This window comes from Chitinophaga japonensis (assembly GCF_007830125.1).
Classification (GTDB): Bacteria; Bacteroidota; Bacteroidia; order Chitinophagales; family Chitinophagaceae; genus Chitinophaga; species Chitinophaga japonensis.
Map to the genome: position 1 here is coordinate 364,526 of NZ_VLLG01000005.1, position 17,953 is coordinate 382,478.

The following is a 17,953-nucleotide window of genomic DNA, read 5'->3' on the forward strand; positions in this document are numbered from 1 at the left end:
TGCCGCTTATTCCGCCAGGACCAGCGGCGAGAACACTACAAACAACGCCACCATTGCCAGTAAAAGCAGCACCGCATACAGGTGACGCCTTTTCCAGGGCTGCAGGTCCACCACATTGTTCCATTGCTGTACAAACGGCTCCTTCCGCGGGTACAGCGCGCCTATTCCCAGCATCAGCAACACGGTGAGCACAAACAATACAGCCAGTATATGCAGGAAATGTACACCGGTGTCCACCAGCAATTGTGACACCGTGTAGGTGAGAATAAAAAACGTAAGCCCGGTCTTGGCTGCAATGGCAGGCATACGCCTGTGCAACAACCCCACTACCAGGATCGTAAAAATAGGTACGCTGAAAAAGCCGCTCACCATTTGTATATATGTATACAGCCCCTGCCGTGCAAAGGCAATGAAAGGGGCAATGAGCATGGCAAGCAGGCAAACCAGCAGCTCAAAGCGCCTACCCACGCGTATCAGTTCCCGCTCACCCACGGGCTTTTGCTGCCAGGCTTTGAAGGGCTTGTACAGGTTCAGCACAAAGAGGGTGCTGGAACTATTAAGGCCCGCATTAAAAGTAGTAAGCGCCGCGCCAAAGGCAATGGCCGCCATATAACCGGTAAGTATCGGCGGGCATACATCGCTGACAATGCGGGGAAATACCTGCGCGGTATTCTCCAATCGCGGGTACAAATGCACAGCGATGAGGCCCGGAATATTCAGCAGCAAAGGCGATATAAGCTTGCCCACACAAGCCACCGCAATGCCCTTCTGGCTTTCCGCCAGGCTGCGCGAGGCAAGCGCCTGCTGCACGATGTACTGCTCCGTGCCCCAGTAATACAGGTTCACCAGCAACATGCCGGTGAACATAGTAGAAAACGGCACCGCATCCCCGGGGCCGCCAATAGCATTGAAATGCTCCCGCTGCGATGCCAGCAGCAGCTCCAGGCCCGCGCTCACCGAGCCATGGCCCAGGTATTTCAGTGCGGCGTAAGGCAGTAATATCCCCCCTGCAAACATGCCAATGCCCAGCACCGTATCCGAAATGGCCACCGCCTTTAACCCGCCCAGCACCGTGTACAGGCAGCCGATCAGCCCGATGAGCCAGACCAGCATCCAGGTGGTAGCCCAGTAGCCAATGTGCAGCGTTTCGGACACCCGGAACAGGCCGTTAAATATAACAGCACCGCTGTACAACACGGAAGGCAGCATGTTCACGATATAGCTTACCAGGAAGATCACCGACACAAAATGCTTGGTGCCGGTATCATAACGTTCTTCCAGGAAATCGGGGGTAGTGGAAATGCCGGCGCGCAGGTACACGGGCATAATGAACTCCGATACCAGCAGCATGGCAAATATGGACGAAAGTCCCCAGGCCATTACGCTCATGTTGTTGGTATACACCAGCTCATTCTCGCCGATGAACTGCACTGCGCTGACATTGGTAAAGAACAGGGCGCCGCCTACTACCAGGAATCCGAGATTACGGTTAGCGAAGAAAAGACCGGCGGCGGTCTGCAGGTTCTCCTTCCGGGTCTTGTACCAGGAGATCAGCGCCACGGCGGCAGTGATCAACAGGAAGCTCAGTAGGGATACCCCGTTCATAGCATCAAAGCGAGTTACGTCTGATCAGTTTGGTAGGCATTATCTCATGCACCGGCTCCCGGCTCAGTACGGCGCGGGCGGCGCGCCTCCCCATATCGCTGAAACTGGCGGAATAAGTGGTAATACCGTTGCCAACGATCTCCTTCACCGGCTCATCGTTATGGGAAAGAATACCGATGTCCCTGCCCGGTCTTATTTTTTTCGTATTGCAATCCCTCAGCAGGTTCCACAGCTCCGCATTCTCATTCACATAATACACTACGCCTTTTTCTACAGAACCGGGCTCATACTCCCGCCGTACCTCGCCCTTGATGTGATGCTTTTCGATAAAACGCTGGAAGGAACGGAGGATCTCCGGCGGGAACAGGGAATCGGGATTATGAAAGAAGATGATCCGGCCAAATTTCCTGATCTCATCCACCAGCTCTTCAAAAACAGCATAGGAGGCTTTCTCGAACTCCTGCACCACGTAATTGAAGTCCCCGTCCAGCGGCTCATAGCGGTCAAACATCAGCAGCTTGTGGCGCGGAATGCAGCTCAGCAGCTCTTTGGTGCGGGGATGGTGTATGGGGGAGATCACGTACATGCCATAACGGTTCTTCACCAGCGAAAGCATGGTCTCGAACACTTCGATATTGCCGTGGTGGAAGAACACATCCAGGTGCACATTAGGCCCCAGCTCGTTGCGGAAATTGCGGTAGAACTGCTCCTGGAAAGTATCGATAGTGTACATAAGCAGCGCCACCTTAAGCGACTGCAGGGTATTATCATCCGCCACGAAATAGCCCAGGCGGTTCTTGGACTCTATCAGGCCACGACTCTGCAGCTCGCGATAGCCTTTGATCACGGTTTCCCGGGCATATCCCAGGCTTGCTATCATGGCATTCACGGAGGGCAGGGAGTCTCCCACCCCAATGATCTTTTCATTAATGGCGTTAATAATGCCTTCTACAAACCGCTCATGCTTGGAGTAAGAAGGCATATTGTCCAGTTCCCGTATTTTCTCAAAAACTGATTTCATCCTTTCCTGTTGTTTATCTGGCGGCTATTCCACGGCGCTCAACTCCAGTATACGGCTGTGCAGCTTCCCGGTAGTGAACACATCCAGCCCCACTTCCATCAGGTACTCCCCGGAATAGACCTTATCGTTGAAAGCTTCGCCCGGCTTTGCCCCCGGCATAAGATTGATCTCCCGCACGCGGTACCTCCGCGCCGGGTCCAGGCCCTGGCACTGCACTGGCAGCAGGTTTTCCGCAAAACGGGGGTAAATATCATATGCAAACAAAAGCGCCTGTTCCTGTGATCCACTCACATACATAACGGCTGTATGATTGCCATCATACGGGGAAACAAGCCGGTACTGGTCTCCCCCGAAGGTAATATTTTTCACGCGATTGTAGGTAGCTACTGCGGCCCGGCAAAAGGCCTGCTCTTCCGGGCGCAGCTCTTCCAGGTTGATGTCGAAACCCAGTTTGTAGGGCATGGCTACATCCACACGGAATTTGATGCTTGCGTCGTGGTTCCAACTGGTTACATGGGCGGCCATAGCCTTGGCGGGAAAGAACTGGGAATAGCCCCACTGGATGAACAGGCGCTCCACAGGGTCGGTGTTATCGCTGCACCAGAACTCCGTGAAGTAGCGCAATGCTTCATAATCCGTACGCCCGCCCCCGCCGGAACACAACATCATGGGCAGATCGGGGTATTTTGCGCGGATACGCTCCAGCACTTTGTAGAGGCCGCGCACATAATCCACGTACAGGTTATTCTGCCGCTCCTTCAGGTAAGGGGAATAAATATTGGTAACCGGGCTGTTGCAATCCCATTTCAGGTAGGCCAGCTCCGGGTTTTCCGTCATCAGGTGGTCCACCACGTTAAACACATGCTCCTGCACGGCGGGATTGCTCAAATCCAGCACCAGTTGGTTACGGTAGTAATACCGCTCCCGGTTGGGCAACATGATCACCCAGTCCGGGTGCTTTTCAAAAAGCTCGCTTTTGGGATTCACCATTTCAGGTTCTATCCAGATGCCGAATTTTACCCCGATACGGGTAGCGGCTTTCACCAGTGCCGGCACGCCATTGGGCAGTTTGGAACGGGTCACCTGCCAGTCGCCCAGGCCCTGGGTATCGCCATGGCGGGGATATTTATTGCCAAACCAGCCGTCATCCAGCAGGAACATATCCACGCCAAGATACCTGGCCTCCACCATGAGAGAGTCCAGCCTGGCTTCATTGAAATCAAAGCCGGTAGATTCCCAGTTATTCAGCAAGGTGAGCCGGTCGCCCCTGCCATCCTTCAACTGGTAATTGCGCGCCCAGCGCTGCAGGTTGCGGCTGCCCTTACCTGTGCCCTGGTTGCTCAGGGTAAAGATGAAAGCAGGCGTTGTGAAAACTTGCCCGGGGTCCAGCGTATAGTCGGCTGCGTAAGGATTGATACCGGAGATCACGCGCAGGTTCTGTTCATTGTCTACTTCAAAGATGAAGCGGAAATTGCCCGTCCAGGCCAGGGTGCCCATGAGCACCTGGCCTTCGTTTTCGCGGGGCGCGCCGCCCAGGCCCACGGTGAAGAAGGGCGACACATGCAGGTTGGCCCTGGCGCCCAGCTTGGAATCAATCACCTTTTTACCGAAGTCCAGGGGCAGGGTGCGCATGTTCACTTCTTTGGCCCAGTCGCCGCTGAACTCCGTGAGATAATACCGGGCACGCTTCCAGTACAGCATGGAGGATGCATAACGGCTGATATTCACCGGCCGCTTTTCCCGGTGGCTGATCTCCGTCCAGGACTGGATGATATTTTCTTTCGCAAAGGTTTTGTAGTACAGCTTTACCTGCACGGGGTACAAAGCATCTTTCAGCGTGATCACGGTTTCTGTAACATCGTCCGTTGTTTTCTTCACGCTGTGGGAAACGTATTGCAGCACAGTGGTCATATTGCCATCGTTATGCCGGATGCCAAAGGCGGGTTCAAAAAAGGTCTCCGTACCGGACACCGGGTATACTTCCCAGGCCTGCCCGTTGGCATGGGAGCGCATGGCGGTTTCCAGGTGCGCATACTGCCCCGGGTCCGACAGGCGGGGGCCCAGGTACAATTGGTAGAGGCGCCCCTGCTGCCCGGTCTGCAGCACGAGCGCCGTTTCATTGGTCTGTATATGAATGGTTTCCGATCTAAGCGTTGCGTGGGTTACAACAACCAGGAAAAACAAAATGGCACTTACTTTTTTCCGCATGCGTATAATTTACTGGTGAGCTATTTGCTGCTGATCTTAAAAAAACGAACGTCCTTCCCTGGTATACTGATGGCCTGCGCCCCATTGATGTCCGTATGGGACCAGAGATCGCGCACATGGTACTGCCTGGCAGGGTCCAGTCCCAGCCTTTCCAGCGGCAGTTGCAGGCTGCGGGCATTATCCGTATAATTGAAAACAGCGTAGTAGGTATGGCCCTTGCCGTCTGTGAGCATGAACTGGTCTTCGGAGCGCAGGCCGGTGCCTTCCACCGGGCGGAAGCTGCGGCCCATAGCGGCCGCGTTCACCTCGGCATTGGTCAGGAACTTCCGCGCTCTGGCTTTGCCTTCCTCACTGCCCTCCCTGCTGAAATCATCGCCGGCAATGAACAAACCGGTGATCACTGCGGAAGTGACGCGGGCACGGTTCTCCCCTTCCGTAGCCTGCTGCAGCACCACGTGGTCGGCATCGTTATACTGGTAGATATGCGTGATCCACCAGCCGTAAGAAAGCGCGTTCAGCGTATATTCGGTATCCTTTATCTTGTTCCAGGCGTCGCAGGCAATGCGCCGCGACTGCGCATACCGGGCCGGGAAAACAGGTGCAATGGACAGGTTGATGTACATATCGCCAAAGTATTTGTCCAGCAACTGCATGCCATAGTTATAGGCCTGTATGCCGGACTTCACCCCGGGATTGTACCACCTGTCCGCATTAATAGCGCCATGCGCCATGAAATCCATTTTTACATAGCGGAAGCCGCAGCGGTGAAACAGTGCGGACACCTTCTGCATGCGTTGTTCAATGGCCGGGTGGGTAGGATCAATGGCATAGGCCCCGTCCAGTTCCTGGGGCTGGCCATTGGCATAGAGGTACACGTCCTTAAATTTATACTGCGGCGCTTCTTTAATGTTCGCCTCCGGGCGTTTACCCCAATCCGTGAACGGCGTCCAGTAAATGCCCGCAACCTGCCCGTTTTCCTCGCAATGCCGTACAAAATCCTTTAGCTGTTCTTCGGTGAACTTGTCCCAACCGGAGTCCAGGCCTATCACCACTTCCCCGTCGCGATTCACAAAATGGTGCGGCTGCAAGTGTTCTTTAAAGAAATCGGATACCTCCAGCGCCTTCTGGTAAGTGAGTTTGAACTGTAGCACCCCCCAGCTATTCCAGCCCACCGGCATGGCCTTTTCCCAGGGCCTGCGCGGGGCCACAATAGCATTGGCCTTTCCATAGGCCTCCATCCCCGTGCGCCAGTCCGCGAATACGCCCAGCATCACTTTCGGCGATCTGATACGGCGCCCTTCCCGTGCGCCGTGCGGCAGCAGATCGCGGGTAGTGGAATCCGCGGCGCCCCCGTAGCAGGTAAGCGTATACCCCTTCCCATTAGTTTCCTTTCGCATGATCACCGCCGATTTCCAGAACTCATGTTCCACGGAGCCAACCACCAATCCTTTACGGGTATCGCCATTAAAAACAGCCGTTACCTCATAGCTGGTCAGGGAATTGAAATCCAGCGGATGGGACTGGAAACGGATCCATTTATCGTTGTCAAACGGTATGAACAGGGCGCGGTTGTCGCCCCGGCCCGGCACGGATGCCATATCTATGAGGTTGACCGGCGCCATATAATTAGAGGCGATACTGCCGTAGGGAGCTTCCAGCGTAAAATCCGTGAGCAGGTAGTCCCTGCCCGGGTATTGATAAAAGGACTGCACAAGCGTGGGCAGCTTTTCATCGCGATAGGTCACCTGTAGCAGGGTACCCTTGCCAAAAGCATCGCCCAGCGGCTTCGTAGTGAGGGTAGCAGTGTCATAATCCTTCGTGGTGATCAGGCGCCCCTTCCATTTGCAGGAAGCGTACAACTGCAGGTGCACGTTGCCGGCCGGCCTTGTCAGGCGCAGGGTCCCGGCGGCTTTGTCGTACACGATTTTCCAGTTGCCCGGCGCAGCTCCCTGCGCCGGGCGAAATAATAAAAGCATGGCCACCGTCATCACTACTTGCGGGGCTTTTTGTAATATCTTTCTCATTATTGATAACCGGGATTTTGATCAGCCGGCGTGATATCGCCATTCAGTTTCATCTCTGTGTCCGGGATCGGAAGCCGGGTGTGAAAGGCCTGTATGGAGCCGGATTGCGCGGTCCACTTGTTACGGGCCTTTACCAGTTCCAGGTATTTGCCGGTGCGGATCAGGTCTATGCGGCGCCAGTCCTCGGCAAATAATTCCCGGATGCGCTCATCCATGACAGCGGTGCGGAAAGCCTCCCTGGACATGGCCGTCCACTGCTTATCTGCCGGCAGCACGCCACCCCAGGCGCGTGCGCGCACTTCGTTCACTACGTTCACGGCATCGGCCCCACGGTCCATTTCATTCAGGCACTCCGCGTAGCAGAGCTTAATGTCGCCCAGGCGCAGCACGGGTATGTTCTTGCCGGAATTCCACATATTATTGATCTTGTTGTCTGTATGCTTGTCCGTGCGGAAGTCCTCGTACTTTTTCACATGAGGCAGCAGCTCGTCATGGTCATTACCCAGGTCTTCCCAGGTGATAGGGTCCAGGGTGGGCGTTTCACCGTAATAGGTAAAATCATAACGGATGCTTTCCTCCCGGCGCAGGTCGCCGGCTTCCCATACGCCGCCGCTGTCCACAGAAGAATAGGCATAGCGGGTAGGCACGATCTTGTCATAGCCGGAATAATAGCAGCCATCGCCAAAATAAGCCTGCACAGCGCGGGAGCCTAGCTGGAACTGCAATTTGTTATTGTTCGGATATACAGGGCTGAACTGGAATTCCAGGATGGCTTCCGCGGTATTGGGCTTGTTGTAATCCCACAGGTCTTTGTAGGGCACCAGCGAATAATCGCCCATCATTTTTTCAAAGCATTCGGCTGCTTTAGCAAAATCACGCAGGCCGGTAGATTCGGGTGCCGCCATATAGGCCTTGCCCAGCATGGCCCAGGCAGCGCCGGAAGTAGCCCGGCCGGGATCATTGGTTTTGGGACAGTGCTCCGCTGCGCGCTGCAGGTCTTCAATAATGAAGGCCCACACATCTTTCAGCGGCTGACGGCGAAGGCCCAGCTCCGCTTCTCGATCCAGGTCGCGGATAGGGATCTCGCCCCAGTACATGGCCAACTGAAAATCGATGAAGCCGCGCACAAAAGAGGCTTCGCCAAGCAGCTTCGCTTCGCGGGTGCCGGGCGTCACATCCTGCCGGCTAAGCCCTCTCACGATCTTGGCGGCTTCATTCACCAGCGGCCAGCGGATATTCCACTGGTTGGCGATGTGGTTCAGCGTGGCGTTGAGGTTGGCGTCGTAACGATCCAGTCCGCCTTTGTTCGGATCGCTTTTCATCTGGAAAGCGCCCTGCTGGGTTTCATCGGTTCCCATCATCATGATGAGGCCCTGTTCATCCGTACGAACGGCTTTCCAATTGGCATAAATGCCTTTGAGGCTTGTTTCCACCAGGTCCAGGTCGGAATATACCTGGCGCTCATCGAGCTTTGTCATACTCTTTTCATCCAGGAACTTTTTGCAGGAAGCCGTGCATAATACGAATACTGCTACCAGGGCTGATATTATAGTGCGTTGCATAATTTTAACTTTGCGTTTTTTTAAAAACCTACATTCAATCCAAATACAAACATCTTCACCGGGGGATAGCCGTAGTCGCCGGTTTCCGGGTCCATACCCTTGTATGGCGTGATGCAGAACAGGTTGGAACCGGTTACATACAGGCGCAGGTTATTGAGCTTCCAGGCGCTCAACATGTGCTGCGGGAGATTGTAGGCAAGCGTTAATGCGGACAGGCGCAGGAAAGACGCGTTCTGGATAGCGTAATCCAGGTCCGACGGGTTGTAGCGGTTGTAGCTGGTATTGGTGATCACCCGGGGAATATCCGTACTGGTATGCTCCGGCGTCCAGCGGTCCAGCAGGTCCACGGAAGCCATGCTTTCACCAATGCTGTTGATCAGCCCCTCGTAATAGCTGCTGATCTTTTTAGCGCCGTAGGAGTAGGTAAACATGGCATTCAGCGTAAAGGCCTTGTAGGAAAGATTTGTAGAGAAGCCGCCATAGAACTTGGGATCTGTTTTGGCCACTATGGTCCGGTCGTACTGGTCCACAATGCCATCGGGCTTGCCGGCGGGGCCGGCTATATCCCTGGCAAAGAGATCACCCGGGCTTACCGTCTTGCCGTTGTAATTCAGGTGCTCCCATTCCGCGCGGTTGGACTCCTGTGCAATGCCGCCGGATTGAAGGGTGTAAATAGTATGCAGCGAACGGCCCAGGAAAATATTGCCTTCCCGCTGTATCACGTTCTCATACGTGTTGTACAGCACCGTAGCGTCCCCGTACAACTGCTTTACGGTATTCTTGTCGAAGGAAATATTGCCGGACAGCGTCCAGTTCAGGTTTTTCTGCCGGATGATCTCGCCGGTGACGGAAAATTCCATACCCTTGTTGTTCACGCGGCCGATGTTCTCCCATTCCTGCGTATAGCCGGTAGTGGTAGCCAGGGAGCGGTTCAGCAGCAGGTTGTCGTTGTTGATATAAAAGAAGTCCGCGGTAATGCTCAGCCTGGACCGGAACAAACCCATGTCGAGGCCCACATTCGCCTGCTTCTGCTTTTCCCAGGTGATGTCCGGGTTGCCGCGGCGACCATCGTTCGCCAGCAGGGCATTGCCGTTGTCCACCCTGGAGCCATAGAGGGTTTGATAAGCGTAGTTGCTGATATCCTGGTTGCCCACCACGCCATAGCCTACACGCAATTTCAACTGGCTGAACAGGGATGATGCCTTCAGGAAATTCTCCCGGTTAATATTCCAGGCTGCGGATACGGAAGGGAACAGTCCCCAGCGATGCCCCTCCGCAAAACGGGAAGAACCGTCATAGCGGGCCGTGGCCGTGAGCATGTACTTGTCTTTATAGCTGTAATTTACGCGGCCCAGGAAAGAAAGCAGGGAGTACGCGTAGAAGTCGGAGCCCAGCACAGATTTATCGATGGCCGCGGCTCCTCCCAGGTCATAGTAGGAAAGGTCATCGCTGGCAAAGCGGTCGCCCTGCGCTTTGGTATAACTGGAGCTGCGCTTGCTGGAGCTGGAGCCTGCCAGGGCAGTGAGCTGGTGGTCGGAAGCAATGGTGGTGGTGTAAGTAATGGTGTTATCCCACTGCCAGTAAGTATCGCTCCATCTTTCGTGCTTGGCGCGTGCATCGCCGTTATAGTGGCGCACGGCTTCCTGGATATTATGGGGCGTAAACTCAAACCATTCCTGCGTGCCGTAATCCAGTGAATAGCTGGAGCGTATGTCCAGTCCTTTCAACGGGGTGATATCTATATAGTTGGCAGTAGTAATACGGCTACGGTTACGATCGCGCTGCATAAGCAATGAGTTGAAGGGATTGAAATCATTGTTATTCTGCTCCCCGTGCGAGCGATAGTAGATCGTGAGATAGTCGGTTGTATAGCGCGTAGCCGGATCGCGGTAAGGCGCATAGTCCAGCAGGGGGTTGGCATTGAGGGCCTTCCCGTACACATCGTCGGAAGGGATATCGTCGTTGGTGCGGGTAAAGCCGGTGTTGGTGCCCACTTTCAGCCATTTCTTCACATTATACTCGGCGTTAAAACGACCGGTGTACTTGTCCTGCTTTGTTTCCTGCACTACGCCCTTCACGCCGGCATAGCCAAGGCTCAGGTAAAATGTTCCCCGGTCCGAACCGCCGGAAAAGCTCAGCGCATGGTTCTGCTGGAAGCCGGTGCGGGTTACCTGGTCCAGCCAGTTAAAGCTTCGCTTATTGTTATAGGCCTCGAATTCCTGGCCGGAGAAAGCGATATTGGAAGCCAGCAGCACGTTATCAATATACTCCTGGCGATTGGCGTCCGGATGATCTTTCATATAACCGTTAGCGTAAGCGTCAATACGCAGGGCTGCCAGTTCCTGTGCATTCATTGTCTTTGGCATCCGCGTAAAGCTGGAAAAACCGGCCCAGCTATCGTAGGTCACGAGCCCGTCCCCTCCCCTGCGCCGGCCCTTTTTGGTAGTGATCACCACCACGCCGTTGGCGCCGCGGGAGCCGTACAGCGCGGTGGCGGAAGCATCTTTCAGCACCTGTACGGACGCCACGTCATTCACATTCACGGCATTAAAACCGCCCTGGTTGTTTTCCATCACCACGCCGTCCACCACGAAGATGGGCGAAGCGCCGGCGTTAATAGTGTTGGTACCGCGGATCCTGATAGTGGCATCGTCGCTGGGACGGGTGCCGCTGCTGACGAAAACGCCGGCTGCATTGCCCTGCAAAGCCTGGTTAATGTTGGTAACGGGCCGTTCCAGCAGGGTTTTGGAGTCCACGCTAGCCACTGCGCCGGTCAGGTCTGACTTTTTCATACGGGCGCCCACTACCACTACTTCATCCACATTAGCAGTGGCCTGTTTCATTTTGATGCTTAGCGGAGCAGCGCCTGTGAAAGGCACTGTCTGCGTTTCATAGCCCAGGAAGCTAAGCTCCAGCGTGCCGGTTTCCACACTGGCGTTCAGCATAAAAGCGCCGTGACCGTCTGTCACGGTGCCGGTTTGTGTACCGGAGAGTTTCACCGACACGCCGGGAAGGGGCTCTCCTTGCAGATCAGTGACAGTACCGGAAATCCTTCCGCCCTGTGCAAAAACGGGCGCAATACCGCCCAGTATGACCATGATGACGAGGAATAACACTTGCATTCCGGAAGTAATTCTTACATGCATAACGTGAAGCATAAGTGGTTTATAAAGGTTCTTTTTTAATGATAGGTATATACTAGTTGATAATCGCTGATGAACGTGGCTTTGATACAGATGGCCCCGAAAAATTCCCCCAAATGATATTATCCATTAATAAACCGTTGATTTTCAGTTCAAGTACGTAGCATCTATTGGTTTGTTCTATTCTGTTCTACCAAACAAATATAGGGTTAGTTCCGAAAATCCCAACTTATTTTTTGATGGATGGAAAAATTGAGAAAGACTTCAGCGCATGCTTTACACTGTTAAGTGCGAATACCAAACGGGGAGCGATCTGCCGGAACAGTTGCAGGGCCGCTGCCGCCGTGCTCAGCCTGGTCAAAATGGTACAGCATTTGGGCCTTCTGTATAAAAAGCGAGCTATGATACATGCATCAAAAAAGCTGGTACTGCTGGCATTGGGAGGCATAGGATTACTGGCTGCATGGGCCTGTAATAATAACAGGAATGCCGGGGAGAACGACACTACCTTATTAGATGCGGCGCCTCCTGCAGACTCCGCTGCTATGGCCACCGGATCGGATTTTAACCAGACCGTGACCTTCAAACAATATTCGTTTGTCGTGAACGCAAAAGGGGAAGATACGCTGCGCCGCCTTGTAATTACCGGTAATGACAGCGCCAGTTCCTTTGCGGAAGTAAATACGCCGATGGAAGGCAGCATCTACTACTGTGAGGCCGCAGACCTGGATAATGACGGCCAGCCGGAAGTATACTGCTTTGCCAGGGGCGCCGACAGTGCAGACTTTACCAAGGTATATGCATATGCTATTGACCAGCAGGGTAACCTGCCCATCAGTTTCCCGGAGCTGACCTCCGAAGACGCTGAAAACTATATGGGGCATGATTCCCTCTACATTGAAAAGGGGTATGTGGTACGCTCCTTCCCCATTGGCATGGCCGAAGCGGGAGATACCGTACCCAGGAAAACGATCCGGTATACCCTGAAGCGCGGCCCCTCCGCTTACCGGCTGGAACAGGTGGAATGACGGAGGCTATCCGGCGGACAAAATAAAAGAGTTTATTGTCCTTTATTGCAGGCAATGCGTTATCTTTGCCTGGTAAACGAAACCGGAATGTTTTCCAAGACCTGTGAATATGCCATTCGCGCCGTGATCTTTATCGCCCAGGCCACTAAAGACGGCGGTAAAGTGGGCATCAGGGAAATAGCCAAAGGCATTGATGCGCCCGAGCCTTTTATCGCCAAGATTCTGCAGGAGCTTGGCAGGAAACAGTTATTGCAATCCATAAAAGGCCCGAACGGCGGCTTCTACCTGGATAAAGCCTCCTTACGCCGCTCCCTGGCGGACATCGTAGTAGCTACGGACGGTGAACAGCTTTTTTCAGGTTGCGGCCTTGGCCTGCCGCAGTGCTCAGAGGCACAGCCCTGCCCCATTCACCATGCTTTCAAAAAAGTGAGGAATGAGCTGCATGCCATGCTGGAACAGGCAAAGATCGGGACGTTTACGGCACAACTGGAACAAAACCTGACTTTCCTGAAGCGGCCCTAGCCACCGGGCTTTCAAATATTTTGCATGATGAAGGATATAACCGTGATGGAGGATATACAACTGCTGGTGAACACTTTCTATGAAAAGGTACAGGCGGATGAATTGCTGGGACCGATCTTTAACGGCGTGATACAGGACCGCTGGCCGGTGCACCTGGAAAAAATGTACCGGTTCTGGCAAACGGTGCTGCTGGAAGAGCATACCTATTTTGGCAGGCCCTTCCCTCCCCATGCCCAGCTCCCCATTGAGCAGGCCCATTTTGATACCTGGCTGCGCCACTGGCATGAAACGGTGGACAGCCTTTTTGCCGGTCCCAAAGCAGAAGAAGCTAAATGGAGGGGCGGTAAAATGGCCCTTATGTTCATGTCCAAGCTCGACTATTACCGGAACGGCACCGGCACACCTTTGCTGTAAACCCGTAACTTTATTGTATCAGCCGCTCACGCTATGATACACGTTAAACGCATATATGACGCCCCGGCGCCGGCAGACGGCTACCGCATCCTGGTGGACCGCCTGTGGCCCCGTGGCATAGCGAAGGATGCCGCCCGTATGGACCGCTGGCTGAAGGAGGTCGCTCCTTCTACCGCATTAAGAAAATGGCTGCACCAGGACCCCGCCCGCTGGCATGATTTCAGGGAACGGTATACCGCGGAACTGGCAGGATCATCTGCCGTGGAAGAACTGCTGTCCATCATCCGGCAGCAGGCCACCGTCACCTTCCTCTATGCGGCCAAAGACGAAGCGCACAACCACGCGCTGGTATTGCGCGACTATGTTAACAGGCTGCTGCACTGAAAATATTTTTTCCCCCGGATGTCCAATCAGGACCGTCTCACTTGTTATAAGGGTGTAATGCATATATTTAATCACATTTAAACCTTAAAAAAATGGACGAGTACTTATTGCTGATGCGCCTGGACATCCTTACCAAAGAAGCCCAGCCTTCACCGGAGCAACTGGAGGTATACATGAAGCAGTATTATGACTGGGTGGGCGGTATTGCCGCTCAGAACAAGTTCGTGGGCGGCAAAGGACTGTCTACCGAAGGCAAGGTCCTGAAGTACAACAACGTGATGACGGACGGGCCTTATGCCGAGATCAAGGAATCGCTGGCGGGCTTTATTATCATAAAGGCCCGGGATTTTGACGAGGCGGTGAGCTTTGCCCGGGAATGCCCGATACTGGAAGGCGAGGGCAATACCGTGGAAGTTAGAAAAGTGGTGACGGAACACCATAACTGCTAAAGCGCTTTATGAACGAGGGGCCCCTCATACCACACCTGTTCAGAACAGAATACCGGAAAATAGTGGCGGTACTTTGCAAGCGCTTCGGGTTTGAGCAGATAGCCACGGCGGAGGATATTGCCAGCGATACCTTCCTGACGGCCGCGCAAACCTGGGGCCTGAAAGGCATTCCACCCAACCCGGTGGCCTGGCTGTACAACGTGGCGAAGAATAAAGCAAAGAATCACCTGCAGCGGGACCAGGTGTTTGCCAACAGCGTGGCGCCGGTATTGAAAGACCAGGCGTCCGCTACGGACGAAATAGACCTGTCGCCGCAAAACATCAATGACAGCCAGTTGCAGATGATGTTTGCGGTTTGCCACCCGGCCATCCCGGTGGAAGCGCAGATCGGGCTGTCGCTGCGCATTCTTTGCGGTTTTGGGATCGATGAAATTGCCAACGCTTTTCTCACCGGTAAGGACACCATCAACAAAAGGCTGTTCCGGGCCAAAGAAAAGCTCCGGGAAGCAAAGGTGCATATCGGGTGGCCTGCTCCTGCTGAAATGGAAGAACGGCTGTCTGCCGTGCTGGCCACCATTTACCTGTTGTTCAATGAAGGTTATTATTCCATCAGCCAGGATAAGACCCTGCGCCGCGAGCTCTGTTTTGAGGCCATGCGCCTTTGCACCATGCTGGTGGAAAATGAGCCCACCAACCAGCCGGCTGCCAACGCACTGCTGGCGCTCATGTGCTTTCACGCCTCCCGGTTTGATGCAAGGGTCAATGCGCAGGGGGAGCTGGTGCTGTATGAAGCGCAGGATACCAGCCTGTGGAACACAGACCTCATCAGCAAGGGCGGCTATTTTTTACACCGCGCCTCCAGCGGCCGCCAGCTCTCCAGGTATCACCTGGAAGCAGGCATTGCTTACTGGAATACGCAGCCGGCGGATACGAAGGAAAAATGGGAGCACATCTTACAACTCTATAACCAACTGCTGCTGGTTGCCTACTCTCCTATTGCCGCACTGAACAGGACCTACGCGCTTTCCAAAGCCCGGGGCAAACAGGTGGCCCTTGCTGCAGCAGAAAAGCTGGACCTGGCGGATCATCACTTTTACCACCTGCTGCTGGGAGAGCTGTACACAGGCATTGACCAGGCCAACGCCCTGCAACATTTCCGGCGCGCCCTTTCACTGGCAAAAACGGATGCAGACCGGCATGCGATCCGGCAAAGGATGAACGGTCCGGGCGCAACGCCTGAAGTTTAGTATTTTTAGCGGATCATAAAACAAAGACCGTATGGAATACAGACAACTGGGAGCATCCGGCCTGCAGGTACCTGTACTCTGCCTGGGCACGGCTACTTTTGGCGGCGGCACGGAATTCTTCAAAGCCTGGGGAAGCACCCAGGTAGCGGAAGCCACCCGCATGATAGACAGGTGCCTGGATGCAGGCGTAAACTTTTTTGATACCGCCAATACCTACTCGCAGGGGATGGCGGAAGAGATACTGGGCAAGGCCATTGCCGGCAAGCGCGACCGGCTGCTGCTTTCCACGAAAGCTACGTTTCCCTTTGGCACTGGTCCCAACAGCCAGGGATCGTCCCGTTTTCACCTGCTGCGCCAGGTAGAAGGCAGCCTCAAACGCCTGCATACCGACTACATTGACGTATACCACATGCACGGTTTTGACGGCAATACGCCCGTAGAGGAAACCCTGCGTACCCTGGACGACCTGGTGCAAAGCGGGAAAGTGCGCTACATTGCGGCTTCCAACTTTTCCGGCTGGCACCTGATGAAATCACTGGCCGTTTCGGAAAAATACGGGTGGCACCGTTATGTGGCCCACCAGGTCTATTACTCGCTGGCTAACCGGGAATATGAATGGGAACTGATGCCCCTGGGCCTTGACCAGCGGGTGGGCGCCCTGGTATGGTCTCCCCTGGCGGCCGGACGGCTGGGCGGCCGGTACCGGCGCAACCAGCCCTTACCGGCAGACGCCCGCGTGGCGCAGGGCGGCAGCCCTATCCCGGAAATGGTGGTAAAAGAGGAAGTATTTTACAATATTATTGACGCGCTGGATAAAGTAGCCGCGGAAACGGGCAAAACTGTAGCGCAGGTGGCCATTAACTGGCTGCTGCAAAGGCCCACCGTATCGAGCATCATCATCGGGGCAAGAAATGAAGCGCAACTGCAGCAGAACCTGGACGCCGTGGGCTGGAACCTAACCGTGGAACAGGTGAAAGCACTGGATGCCGCCAGCGAAACGCCCACCATTTACCCTTACTGGCACCAGCGGCAAAACCTTACCCTGAATCCTATTCCTCCATTTTATCCAGGGAGCTGACCTGCCGGTCAGCTCCCTGCGGTTGCTGCTGCAACGGTAAGATGATCGTAAACGTGGCGCCCTCGTTTTCCTTTCCACTGGCCCGGATAGCACCGCCATGCCGCTCCACGATCTTACGGCAGAGCGCCAGCCCCAGGCCGGTGCCTTCAAACCGGCCCTGCGTATGCAGCCGGGAAAAGGTCTGGAAGATCCTTTCGGCATATTGCTGGTCAAAACCGATCCCGTTGTCCTGCAGCACGATCTTCGTATAGGCGCGGCCTTCGTCCAGCCCTGCCGCCTCCACTTCATGCGCCGGCGCGGGCTGCGCGCTAATGCGGATGACGGGACTGGGCGTTTCCCGGGTAAATTTAAGCGCGTTGCTGACCAGGTTGGAGAATAACTGTGAAATAAGCAGGGGAAAACCGTCTATCACCGGCAGCCCCTCATACCGGATGGTGGCCTGCTTCCGGCGGATCAACATTTCCAGGTCGCTCTCAATGTCACGTATGATGTCGTTCAGATCTACCCTCCCGGATGGCGGCGCTATTGCCTGGAAGGAGGAAAAGGAAAGGATGCCGTCTACCAGGGCATAGATACGCCTGGCCGAATCCAGCACTTTGTCGAGGTAACGCATCCCTTTGCCGCTCAATTGCTGCTGGCACTCTTCCTTCACCAGGTTGGCAAATACCAGCACCTTGCGCACCGGTTCTTTCATATCATGGGAAGCTACATGCGCAAATTGCTGCAGGTCTTCGTTAGAGCGGTGCAGGGCCTGGGTGCGCTCCTTTACCTGGGCCTCCAGTTGCTCCCGGCTTCGTTGCAGGGCCTCTTCCGCCCGCCGGATATCGGTGATATCGCGGGTGGTGCCGGCCACCGCTTCCACCACTCCCTGTGCATTTACAACGGGAACAAAAATGTAGTCATATATCCGCTTACCGAGCACAGCATGTGGAAAAGATACCTCACCCCGGATAGATTCCCGCGTGGCCACTACCTGGTCTATTTCGCGTTCATGCATCTCGGCGTGCCAGGGCTCATACCCGATCTCCAGCAGGTTTCTGCCGATGGCCTGCTCCCAGGTTTTCCCCCACATCGTCAGCAGGGCTGCATTGGCATAGGTAAAGCGGTACTCCAGGTCAAATACATAGATCAGGTCCGGGGTGTTGTTGGTAACTGCCAGGAGAGCACGGAGGCGCTCACCCAACTCCCCGCTCAGCGGCTGGGAGGCAACAGGGATAAATGCAGCATCACGGAATTTGTCGGTCTCCATAAGCGTATAAAGCTTTGTC

14 protein-coding genes are annotated in these 17,953 nt (G+C 54.6%); 7 read left to right on the top strand and 7 right to left on the bottom strand.

What is annotated here, in order from left to right; translation table 11 throughout:
* Positions 1-6: 6 nt before the first annotated feature.
* The 6 genes from LX66_RS22825 to LX66_RS22850 are packed head-to-tail and all read right to left on the bottom strand — an operon-like array spanning position 7 to position 11,542.
* A complete protein-coding gene (locus tag LX66_RS22825; protein ID WP_145717789.1) occupies positions 7-1,605 on the bottom strand; it encodes a solute:sodium symporter family transporter in 1,599 nt (532 codons plus the stop codon).
* Between the two features lie 4 nt (positions 1,606-1,609).
* The gene (locus tag LX66_RS22830; RefSeq protein ID WP_145717790.1) at positions 1,610-2,626 is read right to left on the bottom strand and encodes a GntR family transcriptional regulator; all 1,017 of its coding nucleotides are present in this window, start codon (positions 2,624-2,626) and stop codon (positions 1,610-1,612) included.
* A gap of 24 nt (positions 2,627-2,650) precedes the next feature.
* Positions 2,651-4,834, bottom strand: a complete 2,184-nt coding sequence (locus tag LX66_RS22835) for an alpha-galactosidase (protein ID WP_145717792.1) — start codon at positions 4,832-4,834, stop codon at positions 2,651-2,653.
* 20 nt (positions 4,835-4,854) lie between these two features.
* Positions 4,855-6,858, bottom strand: a complete 2,004-nt coding sequence (locus LX66_RS22840) for an alpha-galactosidase (protein ID WP_145717793.1) — start codon at positions 6,856-6,858, stop codon at positions 4,855-4,857.
* Positions 6,858-8,420 (bottom strand): RagB/SusD family nutrient uptake outer membrane protein, encoded by a 1,563-nt coding sequence (locus LX66_RS22845; protein ID WP_145717794.1) that lies wholly within the window; start codon positions 8,418-8,420, stop codon positions 6,858-6,860. Before LX66_RS22845 ends, LX66_RS22840 begins: the two co-directional genes overlap by 1 nt.
* Before the next feature lie 20 nt (positions 8,421-8,440).
* Positions 8,441-11,542 (bottom strand): SusC/RagA family TonB-linked outer membrane protein, encoded by a 3,102-nt coding sequence (locus LX66_RS22850; RefSeq protein WP_145717795.1) that lies wholly within the window; start codon positions 11,540-11,542, stop codon positions 8,441-8,443.
* Between the two features lie 422 nt (positions 11,543-11,964).
* Here LX66_RS22850 and LX66_RS22855 point away from each other — a divergent pair, with 422 nt between their 5' ends.
* The 7 genes from LX66_RS22855 to LX66_RS22885 all read left to right on the top strand — a co-directional run bounded on the left by LX66_RS22855 (position 11,965) and on the right by LX66_RS22885 (position 16,685).
* Positions 11,965-12,591 carry a hypothetical protein gene (locus LX66_RS22855; RefSeq protein ID WP_145717796.1) on the top strand — a complete coding sequence of 209 codons (627 nt, stop codon included), beginning with the start codon at positions 11,965-11,967 and terminating at the stop codon, positions 12,589-12,591.
* An 87-nt stretch (positions 12,592-12,678) separates the two neighbouring features.
* Positions 12,679-13,113 (top strand): RrF2 family transcriptional regulator, encoded by a 435-nt coding sequence (locus LX66_RS22860; RefSeq protein ID WP_145717797.1) that lies wholly within the window; start codon positions 12,679-12,681, stop codon positions 13,111-13,113.
* 24 nt (positions 13,114-13,137) lie between these two features.
* On the top strand, positions 13,138-13,527 hold the full coding sequence (locus LX66_RS22865; RefSeq protein ID WP_145717799.1) for a group III truncated hemoglobin: 390 nt from the start codon (positions 13,138-13,140) through the stop codon (positions 13,525-13,527).
* A gap of 33 nt (positions 13,528-13,560) precedes the next feature.
* The gene (locus LX66_RS22870) at positions 13,561-13,911 is read left to right on the top strand and encodes a DUF488 domain-containing protein (RefSeq protein WP_145717800.1); all 351 of its coding nucleotides are present in this window, start codon (positions 13,561-13,563) and stop codon (positions 13,909-13,911) included.
* A 92-nt stretch (positions 13,912-14,003) separates the two neighbouring features.
* Positions 14,004-14,360 carry a YciI family protein gene (locus LX66_RS22875; RefSeq protein WP_145717801.1) on the top strand — a complete coding sequence of 119 codons (357 nt, stop codon included), beginning with the start codon at positions 14,004-14,006 and terminating at the stop codon, positions 14,358-14,360.
* A gap of 8 nt (positions 14,361-14,368) precedes the next feature.
* Positions 14,369-15,607, top strand: coding sequence for an RNA polymerase sigma factor (locus tag LX66_RS22880; RefSeq protein ID WP_145717802.1), 1,239 nt, complete (start codon positions 14,369-14,371; stop codon positions 15,605-15,607).
* Between the two features lie 31 nt (positions 15,608-15,638).
* Complete coding sequence (locus tag LX66_RS22885) at positions 15,639-16,685, top strand: aldo/keto reductase (RefSeq protein ID WP_145717803.1); 1,047 nt, start codon at positions 15,639-15,641, stop codon at positions 16,683-16,685.
* Here the strand turns inward: LX66_RS22885 and LX66_RS22890 are convergent.
* On the bottom strand, positions 16,657-17,934 hold the full coding sequence (locus LX66_RS22890) for a sensor histidine kinase (protein WP_145717804.1): 1,278 nt from the start codon (positions 17,932-17,934) through the stop codon (positions 16,657-16,659). The two genes, LX66_RS22885 and LX66_RS22890, sit on opposite strands and share 29 nt — an antisense overlap.
* Positions 17,935-17,953 lie beyond the last annotated feature (19 nt).